The organism is Streptomyces sp. XM83C (assembly GCF_023072675.1).
GTDB lineage: Bacteria > Actinomycetota > Actinomycetes > Streptomycetales > Streptomycetaceae > Streptomyces > Streptomyces thermocoprophilus.
Genome location: NZ_JALLGL010000039.1, coordinates 14457 through 31800, shown reverse-complemented (window position 1 = coordinate 31800; position 17344 = coordinate 14457). Strand labels below are relative to the sequence as shown.

Here is a 17344-nt window from a genome sequence, read left to right as displayed (position 1 = left end):
CGCCCGTGCAGGCTGCCCCGCCCGGCCGTAGGGGTCTTTCGGGCGGGGCAGCCTGCACGGGCGGGCGTCAGGCCGGGGCGGAACTCGTCCAGGTTGACACGGGCGCCGAGCGACCGGGCCTCGGCGTGGTTGCTGATCGCCATCAGGCGCTTCCGGTCGCCGCCGGCCAGTGCGATGGGAGCGCGCGGTCCGCGCCCGGGACGGTGGATCGGGCCGGGAACCGGAGGCGCTCCTCGACCGGGCCGCGGAGGAGCTGCACTCCATGCGGTGGTGGTCGCCGGGCACGGGTCCGTGGGGTGCGGCGGTGGCCGCCGGGCGCGGGCCCCGCGGTTTGCGGTGGTCCCGCCGGCGTGTCCGGGACGGGGGAGGCCGTCGCGGTGCGCGGTTCTGCGGTCGCGGCGCGTCGCCGGTTCCCGGTGGTGGGCTGCCCGGCTCTGCGGCGGGCGGGTGTTTCACGGATGCTGGAAGGAGGAGAACGACGACCCGGCGATACGGCTCGTGATCGTCACCGGCTTCCGAAGGGACCGGAACCATGAGCACACACGCTCCGTCCCCCGAGCCCCCGACCGGCCCGACGGGACCGCACCGGTATCCCGCCCGGCTGACGGCCCGCCTCGACAAGCCGCTGTCGCGCTGGCTCTGGCTGGTCAAATGGCTGCTCGCTCTCCCCCACTACATCGTCCTGGTGTTCCTGTGGGTGGCGTTCGTGGTGGTGGGTGTGGTGGCCTTCTTCGCGATCCTCTTCACCGGCCGCTATCCACGGCCCCTGTTCGACTTCACGACCGGTGTGCTGCGCTGGCACTGGCGCGTGGCCTACTACGCGTGCGCCGCTCTGGGAACCGACCGTTATCCGCCGTTCACCCTCGCCGACGTCCCCGACTATCCGACCCGCTGGGAGGTGGAGTATCCGCAGCGCCTGTCGCGGGGGCTCGTCCTGGTGAAATGGTGGCTGCTGGCGCTGCCGCACTACCTGATCCTCGGGTTCTTCGTGGGCGGCGCCTACCGGTACTGGTACTCGGGCGGCCTCATCGCGATGCTCACGCTGTTCGCCGGTGTCGCCCTGCTCTTCACCCGGGTCTACCCGAGGGGTCTGTTCGATCTGCTGCTCGGTCTGAACCGCTGGGCTCTGCGCGTGGCCGCCTACACGGCCCTGCTCACCGACGCGTACCCGCCGTTCCGGCTCGATCAGGGCGGGAACGAGCCGGACGCGGTGCCCTGACCGCCCCGGTCCGGAAACCCGGCCGGCGTCATCCTTTCTCCTGCACCGGTACCGGCGGCAGACCCCGTTCGGCGGGGCCCGGTCCGTGAGTTCTCGTACGAGTGCCGTCCTGGCGCGCGTGTACGCGCCGGCGCCCACGCCGGCTGCGGCGAGGGCGTATGTGGGCTGTTCGCAGCGGGCCGCGTCGTCGGGGTGGGCGCGCAGACGGTCCCGCAGGAGCCGCTGGTCGCGGATCGGCCGGCTGTCCCGGCCCACCGTGTGCAATGTGCAGGATGTGGCTGCGGACACCGTCGGCCTCGCGGATGTACAGCAGCCGGTCGGTCGTGCCGTTGTGGGGGGTGGAAGCCCAGCCGGGCGAGTGCCGCCCGGTGAGATGCGACGTCCGCCGGGTCATGGACGGCGGTCATCAGGTCGATGACCGGTTTCGCCGCCCGTCCCTGGACGGCTGTCGAGCCGATGTGCTCGGCCTGCGTGAGCAGCTCGGGTGCCGCCGCCCGGAGTGCCGCGACGGCGGTCGCGGCCTGCCGGGGCCGGCACGCGGCGTGGTCCCCCGCCTGGATGCCGCTCCGCTCCCTCGACACGCTCACCGTCGTGGCCGGCGCCCGCTGTGCTGTCCGGCGCGCCTCACCGATGCCGGTGGGGGGTCCTGTCGGGACCAGGACGACCAGGGCCCTGCCTGCCGAGCAGGCCGACGCCGAGACTCGGGGGTGCGGCTCCCGCGTACGGCGTGCGGAGCCCTGTTCGCCGCGCCGCGCGGGTCGGTGCCCGGCGGCGCACCGGTCGTCCGAAGGGAAAGCTCGTGAAACTCTCCGACCGCACCGTCCTCGTCGTCGGCGGCACCTCGGGCATCGGCCGGGAGCTGGCCCGGCGGTTCGCCGCCGCGGGCAGCACCGTGGTCGTGGGCGGGCGCAGCGAGGCCGCGCTCGCCCGCCTCGGCGAGGAAGGATTCGGGACCGTCCGTGTCGATGTCACCGACGACGCCTCCGTCGCGTCCGCCCGTGATGTCGTCCTCGACCGTTACCCGGAGCTGGACACCGTGGTGACCATGGCGGGCGTCATGCTCGTGGAGGATCTGCGCGATCCCGCGCACTTCGAGGCGACGCGTACGACGGTGGAGACCAATCTGCTCGGCACGGTACGCGTCGTCGACGCCTTCACCCCGCACCTGGTCGGGCGGGGCGCGGGTGCGTTCGTCACCGTGACCTCCGGTATCGCCTTCCTGCCGTACCCGCCCATGCCCTCGTACGCCGCGTCGAAGGCCGCGGTGCACGCCTACTCCGAGGCGTTGCGCGCGCAGCTCGACGGCACCGGTGTGGAGGTCGCCGAGCTGGTCCCGCCGGCTGTCGCGACCGCCGGGCAGGAGAAGGTGAACCCGAACGCGCTGCCGCTGGACGAGTTCGCCGACGAGGTGATGGATCTGCTCGCGCAGGAGCCCACGCCCCGCGAGATCCTCGTCGAAGGTGTCCTCATGCACCGCTGGGCGGAGCGTGACGGCACCTACGACGCGCTCGTCGCCCAGCGCTCGCAGGCCCTGGCCGCGCTGCCCGGCCGTCGGCGGTGAGGCGCCCCCGGTGCTCCGGGGACGCCTCGGTCTCCCCTGGGTTTCCTACGCGGCGCGCTTCGCCTGCGGCTTGCTGCGGGGACCGCGGCGCGGGGTGCCGTCGGCGCGGCCGGCGCGGTCCTGGCCCGAGGCGCTCTGGGCGCCCGTGCCGCGGGGAGTGGTGCCTCGTGCCGTGCCGTTCTGTGCGGTCGTGCCCCGGGGCCGGCCGCCCCGCCCGCCCCGGCTGCGGCGGCGGACCGGTGCGGAGGCGGTCCGGCGGGGGCTCTGTGCTTCCGGCACCGTGATCACCACGGGGACGCCGGACGGTGTGCGGGCGCCGGTGATGCGGCTGAGTTCCTCGTCTCCCGGCCGTACCTCGGTGACGCGCGGGGTGACGCCGGCCTGCGCCATGAGCCGGCCGACCTCGCGCCGCTGGTCGCGGGTGACCAGGGTGATCACGCTGCCGGACTCGCCGGCGCGTGCCGTGCGTCCGCCGCGGTGCAGGTAGTCCTTGGGGTCGCCGGGCGGGTCGACGTTGACGACGAGTCCGAGGTCGTCGACGTGGATGCCTCGGGCGGCGACGTTCGTGGCGACGAGCACGGTGACGTGGCCGTCCTTGAACTGGGTGAGGGTGCGGGTGCGCTGCGGCTGGGACTTGCCGCCGTGCAGGCCCGCCGCCCGCACGCCGTTGTTCAGCAGGTGCTTGGTGAGGCGGTCCACGGCGTGCTTGGTGTCGAGGAACATGATGACCCGGCCGTCGCGGGCGGCGATCTCCGTCGCCGTGCGGCGTTTGTCGGTGTCGTCGATGTGGAGGACATGGTGCTCCATGGTGGTCACCGCGCCCGCGGACGGGTCGACGGAGTGGACCACGGGGTCGCTGAGGTAGCGCCGTACGAGCTGGTCGACGTTGCGGTCGAGGGTGGCGGAGAACAGCAGGCGCTGCCCGTCCGGCCGTACCTGGTCGAGCAGGCGGGTGACCTGGGGCAGGAAGCCCATGTCGGTCATCTGGTCGGCCTCGTCCAGGACGGTGATGCCGACCTCGTCGAGCGTGCAGTCGCCGCGGTCGACGAGGTCCTTCAGGCGTCCCGGCGTCGCGACGACGACCTCGGCGCCGGCGCGCAGGGCACCGGCCTGCTTGTTGATCGACAGCCCGCCGACGACGGTGGCCAGCCGCAGCCGCACGGAGCGGGCGTACGGGGTCAGCGCGTCGGTGACCTGTCCGGCCAGTTCGCGGGTGGGGACGAGGACGAGGGCGAGCGGCTTGCGCGGTTCGGCGCGGCGGCCGGCGGTGCGGGCCAGGACGGGCAGGCCGAAGGCGAGGGTCTTGCCGGAGCCGGTGCGGCCCCGGCCGAGGACGTCACGGCCCGCGAGGGAGTTCGGCAGGGTGGCGCCCTGGATGGGGAACGGCACCGTCACGCCTTCCTGACGGAGGGCGGTGAGCATCTCGCGGGGCAGGTCCAGCTCCTCGAAGGCGCTGACCGCGGGGAGTGCGGGCGTGGTCGTGGCGGGGAGGGCGAACTCGCCTGTCGACGCCGTACCGCGGCCGGTGGTGTTCTTGGAGCGGCGGCGGCCCTTCGGGGCGCCCTTGCCGGTGGAGCGGGTGCGGGGCGTTCGGTCGTTCGCGCGTGCTTGTGTCACGGGGAACCTTCCTTGATGTGGCACGTATCAAGGAATGTCCGCCGCTGTGGTGCGCGGGGAATTGCAAGAACGAGCCGGGTTGAGGGTCGCGGTGGGGCGGTTTCGCCCAAGGGGGGGGCGCGACCGGTGAAGAGCAGCTGCCGGAGTGTGCACCTCTCCGTGTGATCCGTGGGAGATCGGCTGCGGGGCAGACGCGGTGCGGCACAGGACGGTCCGGCCGTTCCTGCGGGTCGATGAGGGCGCGACTGCAACAGAGATCGACACTAGCACGGTGTACGGCGGGGCGGGGAGGGAGATACGTCACCGCCGGTGGCGGAATGCATCCGGAGGGCGGTGCGGCTCCCGGGCCCGCCGGGTGCCTCACACCCGCCCGCGCCGGGCCCGAATCCCCGCTCCTGTCCGCCGATCGCCCTGCGCCCGCGGAGCCGCCGTCGCCCTCGGGGCGGCCCCGGCCGCCCGGTCGTGGCCGGCGCCCTGCCCACGTCCGCACTGGTCGCGCCGAGGGCGGACGGTCCGGTCGTCCCCCCGCCCGTGACGGCGTCGAGGGGGCCGGCGTCCCGGTCATCCGACCCTTGCCACACCCGCGTAGATGCCACTGTCCTCCGGCGGCGGGGCCGGTTCGGTGCGGAACCATTCCGGTGCCGTGACCAGGCCCGGTTCGACCAGGTCGAGGCCGTCGAAGAAGCGGGCGACCTCGGCTCGGGTGCGGAAGCCGAGCCGGATGCCGGCCCGGGCGTACTCCTCGGTGACCTGCCGTGCCAGGTCGGAATGGAGGTCGGACGCGGCGTGCGACAGCACGAGGTGACTGCCGGGCGCCAGCGCGGAGACGAGTTCTCCCACGATGTCGCGCGGGTTCTGGTCGTCGGGGAGGAAGTGCAGCAGCGCGATCAGCGACAGGGCGACGGGGCGTTCGAAGTCGAGGACCTCGCGTGCGTGGCGGAGGATGGCGGCGGGGTCGCGCCCGTCCGCCTGGAGATAGTCGGTGGTGCCCTCGGGCGTGCTGACGAGGAGCGCCTCGGCGTGGCGCAGCACGATCGGGTCGTTGTCGACGTACACGATCCGCGCCGCCGGGAGGACACGCTGGACGATCTGGTGGAGGTTCGGCTCGGTGGGGATGCCCGTGCCGATGTCGAGGAACTGGTCGATGCCCTGCCGGGCGAGCCAGTCGGCGGCGCGGTGCATGAACGCGCGGTTCTGCCGGGCCGCGTCCCTCGCCTGGCGGGGCAGCTTCCGTCCGACGGCCTCGTCGACCGGGTAGTTGTCCTTGCCGCCCAGCAGCCAGTCGTAGACCCGGGCCGGCTGCGCGGTGCCGGTGTCGGCCCGTTGGGGTGTGGAGGGTGTGCCCGTCGGCATGACGTGTCCGTCCTCGAAGATGGCGGGATGGCTTGCGAGCACGGAGTCTGGCACACCCGACTCGCCTGCGGACAGCGGAGGTTGACGGTCGGTCACGGCGCGGGCGGGGCCGTGGTGTCGCGCAGGACCAGCCGGGCGGGGAGCGGGGTGGTGCCGCGTTCGGGTCCCTCCTGGCGCATCCTGCGCAGCACCGCCTCCACACAGAGCCGCCCCACCTCCGCGATCACGGTGACCGGCGAGGACACGGAGGTCCTGGCCCGTTGCCGCACCGGCGCGCAGTGCGGCCGGCCCGCCGTGACCCGGCGCGCTGTCGGCGGGGGTTCGGCGTACGTCTCGACGCGGCTCGGTGTGGAGGGGCTCGCCGCGCTGCTGCCGCGGCTGCTGGAGCCGGCCGGCGTCGGGAGCGAACTGCCCGCCGTGGCGCGGGGGGCGGTGGAGCCGGTGGTGCGGCGCGGGCCCGGGGGACGGTTCGTGTTCCTGGTGAACCGCACCGAGCAGGCCGTCCCCGTGCCGGGGGTCACCGGTGCCGTGGTGGTGCCGGGGCCGACGTCCGCCGCTCGTGCGGCGGAGCTGCCCTGCGTGACCGTACGGCCCGATCAGGTCACCCTGGGCCTTTCCGCGTGGCCGCGTCGCGCGGAACGCGACCGTGACGCCCGTGGTGACAGGCGCCGACGGCAGGCCGGTGCGGCACGGGGCGGTCCCCATCAGCGGCCGGACGGCTGTGTTCACGGTGCCTGCCGAGTCGGTGACGTGTTCGAGGTCGCGGGTGTCTCCGGGGTGGCTGCGGACGCGGCGCTGCTGCGCAAGGGCCATACGCACACGCTGACCGGGGTGCCGAGCGGCAAGGCGCTCACCCTGGCGGGCGACGGCGCCGGCCTGGGCATCGGCACGGGTGACGGCTCGGCGGCCCAGCAGTGGCGGCTGACGGCGGTGCGCGGGGACGACGGGTCGCGCCGGCGCTACGGGTTCACCAACGGGGAGCGGCGTCTGACGGTACGGGACGACGTAGCGGTGGCCGTGCCCCGCGCGGGCGGGCCGGACACGGCCGCCGAGCGGATCGCGTCGAGCACCGGCGACGGTATTGGACGCCGGTCGACGCGGCCACGGGGCGTCTGCCGGAGGTGGGCGGGCAGGCCACGCACGACGGCGCTGTCGTCACCACGTGGCCGCCCGACTCGGGCGCCGACCAGCGCCGGCGGATCACGGACGTGACCGGCGGCTGATCCTGCCCCCTCCCCTGCCCGTGCGCCGGCGGCCCGGCCCGGTGCCGGACCGCTGGTCGCGGGCGGGGTGTCGCTCCGTCAAGAACATGCGGTAGTTGCGGTGTAAACAGACCTCCCTGGCGGGAATCGTTTGTCATGAACCTGCGGTCCGATGGTCGGGTCGCAGTCTCATGGAGGTGTGGGATGCACCGAAGACTCGCTGCCGCGCTCGCCACTCCGGCCCTCGCCCTCGTCGGCGTCCTCGGCACGGCCACAGCGGCCGACGCGGTACCCGCCGACAAGGCACAGGTGCTGGCCAGTTGGACCCAGACCAGCGCGTCGAGCTACAGCCAGTGGCTCGCCGCCCGGAACAACCAGTCGGCCTGGGCGGCCTACCAGTTCGACTGGTCGACGGACTACTGTTCCTCGTCCCCCGACAACCCGTTCGGCTTCCCGTTCTCGACCGCTTGCGCACGTCACGACTTCGGCTACCGCAACTACAAGGCCGCCGGCACTTTCTCCGCCAACAAGTCCCGCATCGACAGCGCCTTCTACGAGGACCTCAAGCGTGTGTGCAACAACTACAGCGGTGCCACCAAGACCGCGTGCAACAGCACCGCGTGGACGTACTACCAAGCGGTGAAGGCCTTCGGCTGAAAGGGGTCGGCCGGTTCGCGGGGCTCGCCGTCTCGGCCGGTTCGACGCGGCCGGTTCGCGGGGAGCGCCGCTCCGGCCGGTTCGACGCGGCCGGTTCGCGGGGCTTGCCGCTCCGGCCGGTTCGGTGCGTCGGCCGTGCCCGGCGTCGAGGGTTCGGGCAGATCTGTACGGCGCGTGTGAGGGGACGGCCCGTCGGCGGTGCAGTACGTGCCGGCGGACGGCGGCGAGGCCCTGGTCCTCGCCTTCGGCGGCACCCCCCGGTACGGCACGCCGCCCGCTCCGTCTGCGCGGCCTGCCGCCCGGCGTGCGCTGCCGGGACACGGGGACGGGCGCGGTGCATCACTCCACGGTCCTCACCGAGTACGCCCTCGACCCGGAGCTGCCGGGCGGCGACTGGTCGAGCGTGCTGATCCCTCTGGAGCGGGTGGACTGACGGGCGGCCGGGGCGGCCCGGCGGCGCCCGCGCGCGATACGGTGCCCCCTGCTTTCCAGCAGGCCGAAAGGATCAGTCTTGGCTCCCGTCACCGCGGATGATGTCGCCCACGCCGTCCGGCTCGCCCTGGACGCCCTGCGGGAGGTGCCCGCGGACCGGTGGGGCGACAGGGCCGGTTCGCTGGAGTGGGACCGCTGGGAGACCGTCGAGCATCTCGCCAACGATCTCCTGTACTACTCGGTGCAGTTGGGGCCGCAGTCCCCGCCGCTGGACACGCATGTGCCGTTCGCGTTGCACCGGAAGCGGCCCGACGGCCCCATGGTCTTCGTCTTCGCGGAGCGCGGCGCCGGCCCGGCGGGGCTGTTGCAGGTGCTGGAGGCCTGCTGCGCGCTGCTGGTCGCCATGGTGCGCACGACGTCGCCGCGGGTCCGCGCCCACCACGCCTCTGGCGTCTCGGACCCGGAGGGCTTCGCGGCGATGGGCGTGGTGGAGACCCTGGTGCACACGCACGACGTGGCGGAAGGCCTCGGCCTCGACTGGACCCCGCCGTCCGGCCTCTGCTCACGCGCGCTCACCCGTCTGTTCCCGGACGTCCCGGACGACACCGACCCGTGGCGGACCCTGCTGTGGGCGACGGGCCGCGCCGAACTGCCGGGGCGGCCCCGCCGTGCGGCGTGGCGCTGGGCCGGCGCACCGCGGGGGTAGGGGCCTGCGTGCAGGGGCGGTGGCATCCGGTCTTGAGCAGGTCCGTCCGCGCTGCCCGAAGGCGTTGATGCGGGCGGACACCTGGCGGCCGGAGCGGTGGCTGCCCGCCGGCGCGCAGCCGTCCGGCGCCGAGGTGACACTCGCTCAGCTGCGCCTGCCGGGAGTGACCGTCGAGGACGCCGAGCGGGAGTCTCCGCGGCTGCGCTGCGAGCGAACCGCGGGTACCTCGGGCGCCTCTCCCCGGCCGGGGTGAGGCACCCTGACGGGCGGGGCCCGTCGGCGCGCTGCCCGCCGGGAGGCCCGCGGGCCACGGCGCGGCCCAGAGGCTCCGTCGGTCACCGCGGGTTCAGTGCGTGTGCGGCGTCCGGAGGGTGTTCAGCAGGGCGGCGCCGCGTTCGGCGTCGTCGACGCTGACGGCGAACTCCTTGTTCCTTCCTCGTACCCGGACGACGAGGCACTGTCCGCCGCGCACCATGACCGTGGTGCCGAGGCCGCTGAGCCGGTACCCCCAACCGCCGACCTGCGCGGGGGTGCGGTGCTCGGCGCGTGCGGACTCGATGTCCGCCACGGTCCAGCGGCGTACGGGCCAGCCGAGCGGGCCGAACGCCACTTCCAGGCCGCGCTCGGTGACACCGGCCCGCACCGAGGCGCAGCCGGCCAGGGCGAGAGAGGCGATCGCGAGGGGTGCGAAGACGGGCCAGAACTCCGCCGGTTCGACGAGGCCGCCGATGCAGCCGACGGTCACCGCAAGAGCGGCGAGGCCGGTGACCGCGGCCAGCGCCTGGAGCACGGGGTTGGTCGTCCGCTCGACCCACACCACGCGGTTCCCCTCCGGTATCCGCAGCGCCGGCGCGTCCTCGGATGCGCGCGGTGCCGGTGCGGCGGTCCGGCGGCGGTCGACGAGCCATCCGACGAGCCCGGCCGCCACCGCCACGACGAGGCTGCCCACGATCCACGGGGTGGGCTGCTGTGCTTCGCGCCAGTCGGCGAGGTCGAGGTTGGTGCGCACGACGGACGCCTGGATGCCGGCCAGGAGGACCCCGCCCGACAGCAGGGAGGTCGCGGGCCACGCCCCTCCTCGCAGCGGGCTCGCGCCCGTGCCCCGACGCAGTGTCAACAGTACGACGGTGGCGAGCAGCAGCCAGATGAGGGCGGGGAAGAAGGAGGCGGCCCACAGCGGCATCGATCCGTCCGGCGTGCTGTCCCCGAGCTGCCAGTGGGTGGCCAGCCGGTCGGGCAGTCGTCCGCTCGCGGTCCACGGCAGTGCCGCGATCAGCGCGCCGATGCCCACCGCCCACGCGGCTCCGCCCAGGCGCATCGTGCGGCCGTCCCCTCTGCGGTCGTTCACGGTATCCCCCTGATCATCTCGATGAGTTCCTCCCTGCCGTAGCCGAGCCTGGCGGCGTCGCTCACCAGGGAGCGGAGCCGTTCGGACAGCTCCGACCGCAGGTCGGCGCCGTCGGCCACGGTCACGCCACGGCCTCTGCGGAACTCCAGCACCCCTTCGTCGCGCAGCCCGCGCAGGCCGCGCAGCACCGTGTTGACGTTGACGTCCAGCGCCTTCGACAGGTCGCGTGCCGGGGGCAGACGGTCGCCCGGCCGGCACTCGCCCTCGGCGATGGCACGACGGATCGCGCCCGCGACCTGCTCGTGCAGGGGGCGGGTGTCCTTCTTGTCCAGACGCAGCAGCATGGTGCCAATGACAATAGCACCATGAGCGTTGTCGGGTGTCATGCCGCCTGCCCGGCCGTTTGGCGGACCGTGCCGGCTCACCCGGCCCCGCGGGGCGTCGGCACCTGCGGGCTTGCGCGTCGGGGGCGGTGCTGTTGCGGCGGGCCCCCGCCAAATGGAGGTCGATGAACCGGGCGAGGGTCGGCGCGCCCTCCGGCGCGTCGGCCTGGAAGGTGACCCGGCGCAGCAGACTCGCCTCGTCGAGCGCGACGCCCTCGCGGGCGAGGACGTACAGGAGGGCGCGAGGAAGGCGGACCGGGCGTCGCCGTCGTCGACGGGGTGGACGAAGCAGGCGTCGAGACAGGCGCGGGCGGTGAGAGAGAGAACGGGGTCGACGGCGACGTCGAAGGCACCTGTCTCCTCGGCCTGCCGCGCGCCGGAGTCGCCGGTTGCTCGCTCTGGGTGTCGGAGGATTTCGGCCAGGGCACGGCGCGCGCAGCGCCGTCCAGCGCTCGAGACGGTCCGTGGCGGGCGCAGTCGCCGGTCTGCGGGGCAGCGAGAGACGGCGCCCGCCCGGGGTTCGGTGTTCTCCCTTCGCCGGTCGTACGGCGCCGGGTCGGCGCGGCCGAGGGCGAGGCGGGTGGGCACCGACCGGGCGGGCCCGAGCGCCCGCACCGCTTGCGGGACCGACGCACTGTCGAAGGGATGCTCGAGCGGGTTCACATCGGCCCAGGTCAGGAAGTGGGCTGACAAACCGGCGATCACAGCTGCCGGGCTGTCCGTCCGCCCGGGGGGTGGCTCAACCGGATCCGGCGCGCCCGGAGGAACGCGTGGGACGGTTGCGACGGGTGCGGGGAGCGGCCCCATCGTCACCGGCGTGAGTCGCCGGGTCGGATGCCGGGCCCGAATCGGGTGAGACCGGCGGCCGTCACCAGAGTCTGCCGATGTCGCCGGGGAACGGCTCGATGCGGGCGCGGTGGAAGGCGGGCTCCGCCTGGCGGGCCGCGTCGGGTGCATGGTGGCGCGTGGTGGCGCGGCCGAGCCCTGTGCGGCTCTGCGGAAGTGGCTCAATCCGGTGTTGCGGTCATGTTTCCGACCGCGCACCCTGACGTGATGGGAGCGCTCCCAGTACACAAGAAGCGGGCGTCTCCCCCACAGTCCCGCGTCCAGATCCCCCACAACGGAAAGAGGGAGACTGTGCTTCATCGCGAATGTCATGAGCATGCCGTTCGAGGACGCTCAGGTGTCCGCCCGGCGCTCCTGCTGAGCGCTCTCGCCGCCCTGCTGATCGCTCTCGTACCGGGGAGCGGGACCGCCTCGGCCCACGGCTCGGTCGTGGACCCGGCCTCCCGCAACTACGGCTGCTGGGAACGCTGGGGCAGCGACTTCCAGAACCCTGCCATGGCACAGCAGGACCCCATGTGCTGGCAGGCGTGGCAGGACAACCCCAACGCCATGTGGAACTGGAACGGCCTGTACCGCAACGGTTCCGCCGGGAACTTCCAGGCCGTCGTCCCCGACGGCCAGCTCTGCAGCGGTGGCCACACCGAGGGCGGACGGTACAACTCCCTCGACGCGGTGGGCCCCTGGAAGACCACGAACATCTCGTCGAACTTCACGGTCCGCCTGTACGACCAGGCGAGCCACGGCGCGGACTACTTCCTGGTCTATGTCACCCGCCAGGGCTTCGACCCCACGACCCAACCCCTGCGGTGGAGCGACCTGCAACTGGTCGCCCGGACCGGCAGGTACGCGCCGAGCAACAACTACGACATCCCCGTGCAGACCTCGGGCCTGACCGGCCGGCACGTCGTCTACACGATCTGGCAGGCGTCGCACATGGACCAGACGTACTTCCTCTGCAGCGACGTCGTCTTCTCCTGAGCCGTCCCCACGGGACAGCGGCGCCGGTCCCTCCTCCCGACCGGCGCCGCACCCGGAGTTCAGCGCGCTGCCGGTCGCACCGCACCCGACGCGACTCCCGCACCGCCGGCCGCGGGGCACCCGCCGCTCCGCCTTCCGCCGCGCGGCGTGTCAGCGTCGGCCCGCAGGAGCGGTGATCACGAACAAGGGTCTCCAGGTGTCCGACGGCAACTGCACGCCGCAGACGCCGGCGACCACTCCGGCCTCGCCCACCCACACCCCGACCGCGGCCGAGCCGAGCGGCACCGACCTCAGCATCGGCGCCGGGTCCGACGGCTCCAGCAAGGCCGACGGCACCAGCTACGGCAGCATCCGTGACGGCGACCTGAGCACGTACTGGTCGCCGGCCGGCTCCACGGGCTACGTCTCCGTCAAGTGGGGCTCGGCCACCACGGTGTCCGGCGTGAACATCCGTGAGGCCGCCGGGTCCGCGGGCACGATGGGCTCCTGGCGGCTGCTGAAGGCCGACACCGGCGCCGTCCTGAAGGCCGGCAGCGGGGCGGGTGTCATCTCCTTCTCGCCGACCTCCCTGAAGAAGATCACCTTCGAGATCACGGGCGCCTCGGGCACTCCCGAGGTGGCCGAGTTCGAGACGTACGGCTCCTGACCCGGCAGCCGTACCCGCACCCCCCGGCACGGGACGGCGGCGGCGTTGTCAGTGGGTGCACGTAGTCTTCCGACCATCGCACACCGACTCGGAGGAACACGACCGTTGACCAGCCTGTCCGCCTTTCCGCTGCCGTTCCAGGCCTCCCGTGCCCTGTCGTTCCCCGAGCCGCGCACCCTGCGGGAGCGGCAGATGACGGAGCTCAGCGCGCTCATCAGGGCCAAGCCCCGATGGTTCGAGAAGATGCACGACGCGGGCATCGTCGCCCATTGGAGGCGGGAGGCCCTCGACCAGGGCCTGACCGAGGCTCAGGTGCGGTACGTGCTCGACGAGCTCGCGCACTACGCCGCCCTGCGGGACCCGAAGACCGGTGCGGAGGTGTCCGTCGTCGACGGTGTGTGGCAGTCGGACACGCTCGTCGACGACAAGCTGCGGTCGCGGCTGCGGGAGGCGGTCCGGGTGCTGGAGGACGTCCCGGAGAGCGAGAAGGACTGGCATCCCGGGTCCGACGGACAGGTGCTGGACCTGGTCCATCCCTCCCTGTTCTGCCTCGTACGGGGGGTGAGCGGAGCACCCGAGCGGGCCTGGCGAAACCCGACGGACCACTACTCCAGGCACGAGTTCTCGGAGAAGTTCCAGTGGCTGCCCACGGACGTCGACGTGACGGACGAAGGGGACGTCACCTTCCGGTCGTATGTCAACAACGTCCATCCGGAGCGGCATCACGAACTGGCGGCCGTGCTGCCGGACCTGTTCGCCCGCTTCCTCCCGCTGTGGGAGAACGTGCTCACCGACCTGCGGCATCCGCGGCCGTTGCGGATCGAGGTGGATCCGTTCGGGTGGTACGACTCCGAGCCCCAGTGCCCGGACCGCTCCGCCTACAGCGACGACGCCGCCTACGCGCAGGCCTACGACGCGTACGAGGGGGCCATGGACGACTGGTGGGAGAACCGTCGGCCGGTCGTGCCGGACGCCCCCGCGTTCACTCCGCCCGAGCTGCCCGACGAAGCGGCCCGGGTCCGTCTGCGCGGCCGACGGCTCCAGGTGATCGTCAAGCTCGCCACGATCCAGCTCACCCTGGACAAGCCCGAGTACCCGGGCGGTTCCTGGCATGTCGAGGGCATGCTGAACGAGCGGATCGTGTCGACCGGTATCTACTACTGGGACAGCGACAACATCACCGAGAGCCGGCTCGGCTTCCGGGCGGCGCTCGACCACCCGGAGTACGAGCAGAACGACGACAACGGTCTGCGTGACGTGTACGGCCTGGAGGACGAGGACGCGCTGAACCAGGTGCTGGGCTCGGTGGAGACACCGGCGGGCCGGTGCCTGGCGTTCCCGAACGTGCTGCAGCACCGCGTGGATTCGTTCCGTCTCGCGGACCCCACCCGTCCGGGGCACCGCAAGATATTGGTGTTCTTCCTCGTCGATCCGTCGGAGCGGATCGTCTCGACCTCGGACGTGCCGCCGCAGCAGCCGTGGGCCGACACCTCCACGATGACGCTCGACGAGGCCAAGGCCTACCGCGAGCAGCTCATGCGGGAGCGGAAGTTCTTCGTCGACGAACACAACGAGCAGCTGTACGAGCGGGAGTTCTCCCTCTGCGAGCACTGATGTCCGCGATACGGCGGCGCACCCCCGCCCTGCCTGGAGCGGGGGTGCACCGCCCTCGGGGCGCCGGAGCGGCGGGGCGCCGCGTCAGGCGTCGGGCGTCAGGCGTCGGCTGCGTCAGCAGTACAGGTTGCCGCCGGGCGTCGTGCCGAGGATCTGCGTGAACCGCTGGTAGGCGTCCACGCGGCTCTGCACCTGGGCCGGGTTGCGGCCGTCGCACTCCAGGGAGCCGTTGATGCTGCGGATCGTCTGGCCGAACCCGGCGCCGTTCACCATGGCGTTGTGCGGGGTCATGCTGCCGGGGCCGGACTGGGTGTTCCAGTACCAGAGGGCGGTCTTCCAGGCGACGGCGGCGTCGTTCTGCACCAGCCAGGGGTTGTTCAGCAGGTCGATGCCGAGGGCGTCGCCGGCCGCCTTGTAGTTGAAGTTCCAGCTGAGCTGGATCGGGCCGCGCCCGTAGTAGGCGGCCTGACCGGCCGGGCAGCCGTAGGGCTGGCTCCAGTCGCAGTAGTGCGGATAGTTGGCGGTGTTCTGCTCGACCACGTGCACCAGCCCGCCGGTCTCGTGACTGACGTTGGCGAGGAAGGCGGCGGCCTCCTGCTTCCTCACCGTGTCGCTGCCGGTGTTGGCGAAGCCGGGGTAGGCGCTCAGGGCCGCGACGAGGCCGCTGTACGTGTAGAAGGGGTTCCTGTTCGGGAACATCTGGTTGAACTGGGCCTCCGTCACCACGAAGTTCCCGCTCGGCGTGTCCGACCCGCCGTCGCAGGCGTACGGCTCCCAGTACCAGGTGCTGATGGTGGGGTCGTAGCCCGGGTTGGCGTGCTCGGCTATGTAGGCCTTGCCGTCGGTGTAGCGGACGATGTCGCCGGCGTTGTACCAGGCGCCCGCCACCCAGTTGGGATAGCTGGAGCAGGACGCTGCGACGGCGCTGCCGGCCGGGAGCACGACCGGTGCGGCACCGGCGAGCATGAGGGCGGCCACGACAGCGGAGACACGACGTCTCGACACGAAATCAACTCCTCTGTGCGTCACGGCCGCTGTCCGGGCACGGCAGAGCAGCCCCGCCCCGCCGTACGCGTGCCGATGGCTGGGTGCGCGCGGGGAAGCGGCCGTGGTGGGGGGTTCCGGAGCACACTCAACCGCATTGGTCTGTACCAGTCAAGAGAGCGCTCTCAAACAGGCTCGACATCCGTGCCTTGTCAGTCAACTGGCCACTGCCATGGTTGAGTTGGCTGCGCGAGCTTCCGTCTGCCGGTCCCGCGTCCGGACCTCCGTGGAGGCTCGCTCCAGCACCGTCCACCCGGTCGGCGGACGGCACCGACATGCATCGGCTTCCGCCGGGCATGAGGGTTCACGGGCCCGGTCGGGGCCTCCTGCGCGACACAGGACCGCGCAGTCGACCCCTGTGGCCCTCGCGGGCCCTGGGGTGACCAGGGCTCACGGAGAGCAGTCCGCGACGGAACGGGAGACAGGACGTGATCCTCGACGGTGTACCGGCGGCTTCGGCAGGCGAGGACGCCCCGGCGGACGCGGCTGCTCGCAAGCAGCGGCTGCGCAGACGACTGGAGCGGCTGATCGGGGTCGCGGCGACCGAGGGGAACGAGCTGGTCCCGCTGCGCAACGGCGACGAGATCTTTCCGGCGATGCTCGGGGCGGTCCGCTCGGCGCAGTACACGATCGACATGATGACGTTCGTGTACTGGCGTGGTCGGATCGCGCACGATTTCGCGCTGGCGCTTGCCGAGCGTGCCCGGGCCGGGGTGCGGGTGCGGCTGCTGCTGGACGGGTTCGGGGCCAAGGAGATCGAGCAGGAGCTGCTGGACCTGATGGACGCGGCCGGGGTGCAGGTGGCCTGGTTCCGCAAGCCGGTGTGGCTGTCGCCGTTCAAGCAGAACCACCGTTGCCACCGCAAGGCGCTGATCGTCGACGAGCACACGGCGTTCACCGGCGGTGTCGGCATCGCGGAGGAGTGGTGCGGTGACGCCCGTAATCCCCGCGAGTGGCGTGACACGCATGTCCGGGTGCGCGGCCCGGCCGTGGACGGCATCGCGGCGGCGTTCGCGCAGAACTGGGCGGAGTGCCACGAGGAACTCTTCGACGACCGTGACCGGTTCGCGGAGCACGAGCAGGTCGGCTCGTCGATCGTGCAGGTGGTGCGCGGCTCGGCCAGCCTCGGCTGGCAGGACATGCAGACCCTCATCCGGGTCATGCTCGCCTCGGCCGAGCGTCGCTTCCGTCTCGCCACGGCCTACTTCGCGCCCGACACCTACTTCGTCGACCTGTTGTGCCGTACGGCCCGGCGCGGCGTGCGGGTGGAGATCCTGCTGCCGGGGCCTCATACGGACCAGCGGGCCTGCCAGATCGCCGGGCAGCAGCACTACACGCGTCTGCTGGAGGCCGGGGTGCGCATCCGCCAGTACCAGCCGACGATGATGCACGCCAAGATCATCACGGTGGACTCGGTCGCCTCGCTGATCGGCTCGACGAACTTCAACCGCCGGTCCATGGACCATGACGAGGAGGTCATGCTGGCGGTCCTGGACGAGGCGTTCACCGCCGACCTGGACCGCGACTACGACGCCGACCTGGAGCGCAGCGAGGAGATCGTCCTCGGCCGGTGGCGCCGCCGCGCGGCGGCCCAGCGGTTCAAGGAGGCCGCCGTCACCCCGATCCGCCGGTTCCTGTGAGACACCGCACCGCCGGGGCCGGGCTGCTGGAGCAAGGGCGCCATCAACGCGCGCGGTCGGCAACTCCGACGACTGCGGGGCGACTTCGGCCCTCCGGC

General features: G+C 72.6%; 13 protein-coding genes and 5 pseudogenes. 10 read left to right on the top strand and 8 right to left on the bottom strand.

The features are described from left to right. Positions 1 to 532: 532 nt before the first annotated feature. Complete coding sequence (locus tag MTQ10_RS07355; protein WP_247463484.1) at positions 533 to 1219, top strand: DUF4389 domain-containing protein; 687 nt, start codon at positions 533 to 535, stop codon at positions 1217 to 1219. 138 nt (positions 1220 to 1357) lie between these two features. On the opposite strand, the pseudogene MTQ10_RS31265 reads toward MTQ10_RS07355, so the two are convergent. Further along, positions 1358 to 1474, bottom strand: a pseudogene (locus MTQ10_RS31265) (GrpB family protein); the annotation flags it as partial. Positions 1475 to 1593: 119 nt separating this feature from the next. Continuing rightward, a pseudogene (locus tag MTQ10_RS31445) lies at positions 1594 to 1800 on the bottom strand (GrpB family protein); the annotation flags it as partial. Positions 1801 to 2018: 218 nt separating this feature from the next. Here MTQ10_RS31445 and MTQ10_RS07350 point away from each other — a divergent pair. Then, entirely contained in the window at positions 2019 to 2780 is a 762-nt protein-coding gene (locus MTQ10_RS07350) for an SDR family oxidoreductase (RefSeq protein WP_247463482.1), read from the top strand. 45 nt (positions 2781 to 2825) lie between these two features. On the opposite strand, the gene MTQ10_RS07345 is transcribed toward MTQ10_RS07350, so the two are convergent. The 3 genes and pseudogenes from MTQ10_RS07345 to MTQ10_RS07335 all read right to left on the bottom strand — a co-directional run. Next, a complete protein-coding gene (locus MTQ10_RS07345) occupies positions 2826 to 4397 on the bottom strand; it encodes a DEAD/DEAH box helicase (protein ID WP_247463480.1) in 1572 nt (523 codons plus the stop codon). 561 nt (positions 4398 to 4958) lie between these two features. Further along, positions 4959 to 5750, bottom strand: a complete 792-nt coding sequence (locus tag MTQ10_RS07340) for an SAM-dependent methyltransferase (protein WP_247463478.1) — start codon at positions 5748 to 5750, stop codon at positions 4959 to 4961. 92 nt (positions 5751 to 5842) lie between these two features. Then, positions 5843 to 5971 (bottom strand): annotated as a pseudogene (locus MTQ10_RS07335) (LacI family transcriptional regulator); the annotation flags it as partial. Between MTQ10_RS07335 and MTQ10_RS07330 the strand changes: the two are divergent. From MTQ10_RS07330 to MTQ10_RS07315, 4 genes and pseudogenes are all read left to right on the top strand, one after another. Continuing rightward, positions 5964 to 6287 (top strand): annotated as a pseudogene (locus MTQ10_RS07330) (beta-galactosidase trimerization domain-containing protein); the annotation flags it as partial. The pseudogenes MTQ10_RS07335 and MTQ10_RS07330 sit on opposite strands and share 8 nt — an antisense overlap. An 869-nt stretch (positions 6288 to 7156) precedes the next feature. Further along, positions 7157 to 7609 (top strand): phospholipase, encoded by a 453-nt coding sequence (locus MTQ10_RS07325; protein WP_247463476.1) that lies wholly within the window; start codon positions 7157 to 7159, stop codon positions 7607 to 7609. 511 nt (positions 7610 to 8120) lie between these two features. After that, entirely contained in the window at positions 8121 to 8747 is a 627-nt protein-coding gene (locus tag MTQ10_RS07320; RefSeq protein ID WP_247463474.1) for a hypothetical protein, read from the top strand. Positions 8748 to 8766: 19 nt separating this feature from the next. Next, entirely contained in the window at positions 8767 to 9000 is a 234-nt protein-coding gene (locus tag MTQ10_RS07315; protein WP_247463472.1) for a cytochrome P450, read from the top strand. Positions 9001 to 9093: 93 nt separating this feature from the next. Here the strand turns inward: MTQ10_RS07315 and MTQ10_RS07310 are convergent, their stop codons facing one another. Together MTQ10_RS07310 and MTQ10_RS07305 are read right to left on the bottom strand one after the other, a co-directional pair. After that, on the bottom strand, positions 9094 to 10095 hold the full coding sequence (locus tag MTQ10_RS07310) for a DUF1648 domain-containing protein (protein ID WP_308404548.1): 1002 nt from the start codon (positions 10093 to 10095) through the stop codon (positions 9094 to 9096). After that, entirely contained in the window at positions 10092 to 10439 is a 348-nt protein-coding gene (locus MTQ10_RS07305) for a GntR family transcriptional regulator (RefSeq protein WP_247463470.1), read from the bottom strand. The genes MTQ10_RS07310 and MTQ10_RS07305 overlap by 4 nt, the downstream gene beginning before the upstream one ends. Positions 10440 to 11615: 1176 nt before the next feature. Here MTQ10_RS07305 and MTQ10_RS07300 point away from each other — a divergent pair. From MTQ10_RS07300 to MTQ10_RS07290, 3 genes and pseudogenes are all read left to right on the top strand, one after another. Continuing rightward, positions 11616 to 12302: a lytic polysaccharide monooxygenase auxiliary activity family 9 protein gene (locus MTQ10_RS07300; protein ID WP_247463468.1), complete on the top strand. Its 687-nt coding sequence runs from the start codon at positions 11616 to 11618 to the stop codon at positions 12300 to 12302. A 163-nt stretch (positions 12303 to 12465) separates the two neighbouring features. Next, positions 12466 to 12948: pseudogene (locus tag MTQ10_RS07295) on the top strand (pectate lyase); the annotation flags it as partial. 105 nt (positions 12949 to 13053) lie between these two features. Continuing rightward, on the top strand, positions 13054 to 14562 hold the full coding sequence (locus MTQ10_RS07290; protein ID WP_247463466.1) for a DUF4246 domain-containing protein: 1509 nt from the start codon (positions 13054 to 13056) through the stop codon (positions 14560 to 14562). Between the two features lie 114 nt (positions 14563 to 14676). Here the strand turns inward: MTQ10_RS07290 and MTQ10_RS07285 are convergent, their stop codons facing one another. Beyond that, the gene (locus tag MTQ10_RS07285) at positions 14677 to 15567 is read right to left on the bottom strand and encodes a glycoside hydrolase family 19 protein (protein WP_247463464.1); all 891 of its coding nucleotides are present in this window, start codon (positions 15565 to 15567) and stop codon (positions 14677 to 14679) included. Between the two features lie 467 nt (positions 15568 to 16034). On the opposite strand from MTQ10_RS07285, the gene MTQ10_RS07280 reads away from it, so the two are divergent. Further along, on the top strand, positions 16035 to 17246 hold the full coding sequence (locus MTQ10_RS07280; protein ID WP_247463462.1) for a phospholipase D-like domain-containing protein: 1212 nt from the start codon (positions 16035 to 16037) through the stop codon (positions 17244 to 17246). The last annotated feature ends 98 nt before the right edge of the window (positions 17247 to 17344 follow it).

What these genes read in the sequence shown, in the direction of transcription:
- MTQ10_RS07325 (WP_247463476.1), top strand. Translation starts at nt 7,157, where the DNA reads ATGCACCGAAGACTCGCTGCCGCGCTCGCCACTCCGGCCCTCGCCCTC.
- MTQ10_RS07305 (WP_247463470.1), bottom strand. Translation starts at nt 10,439, where the DNA reads ATGCTGCTGCGTCTGGACAAGAAGGACACCCGCCCCCTGCACGAGCAG.
- MTQ10_RS07340 (WP_247463478.1), bottom strand. Translation starts at nt 5,750, where the DNA reads ATGCCGACGGGCACACCCTCCACACCCCAACGGGCCGACACCGGCACC.
- MTQ10_RS07355 (WP_247463484.1), top strand. Translation starts at nt 533, where the DNA reads ATGAGCACACACGCTCCGTCCCCCGAGCCCCCGACCGGCCCGACGGGA.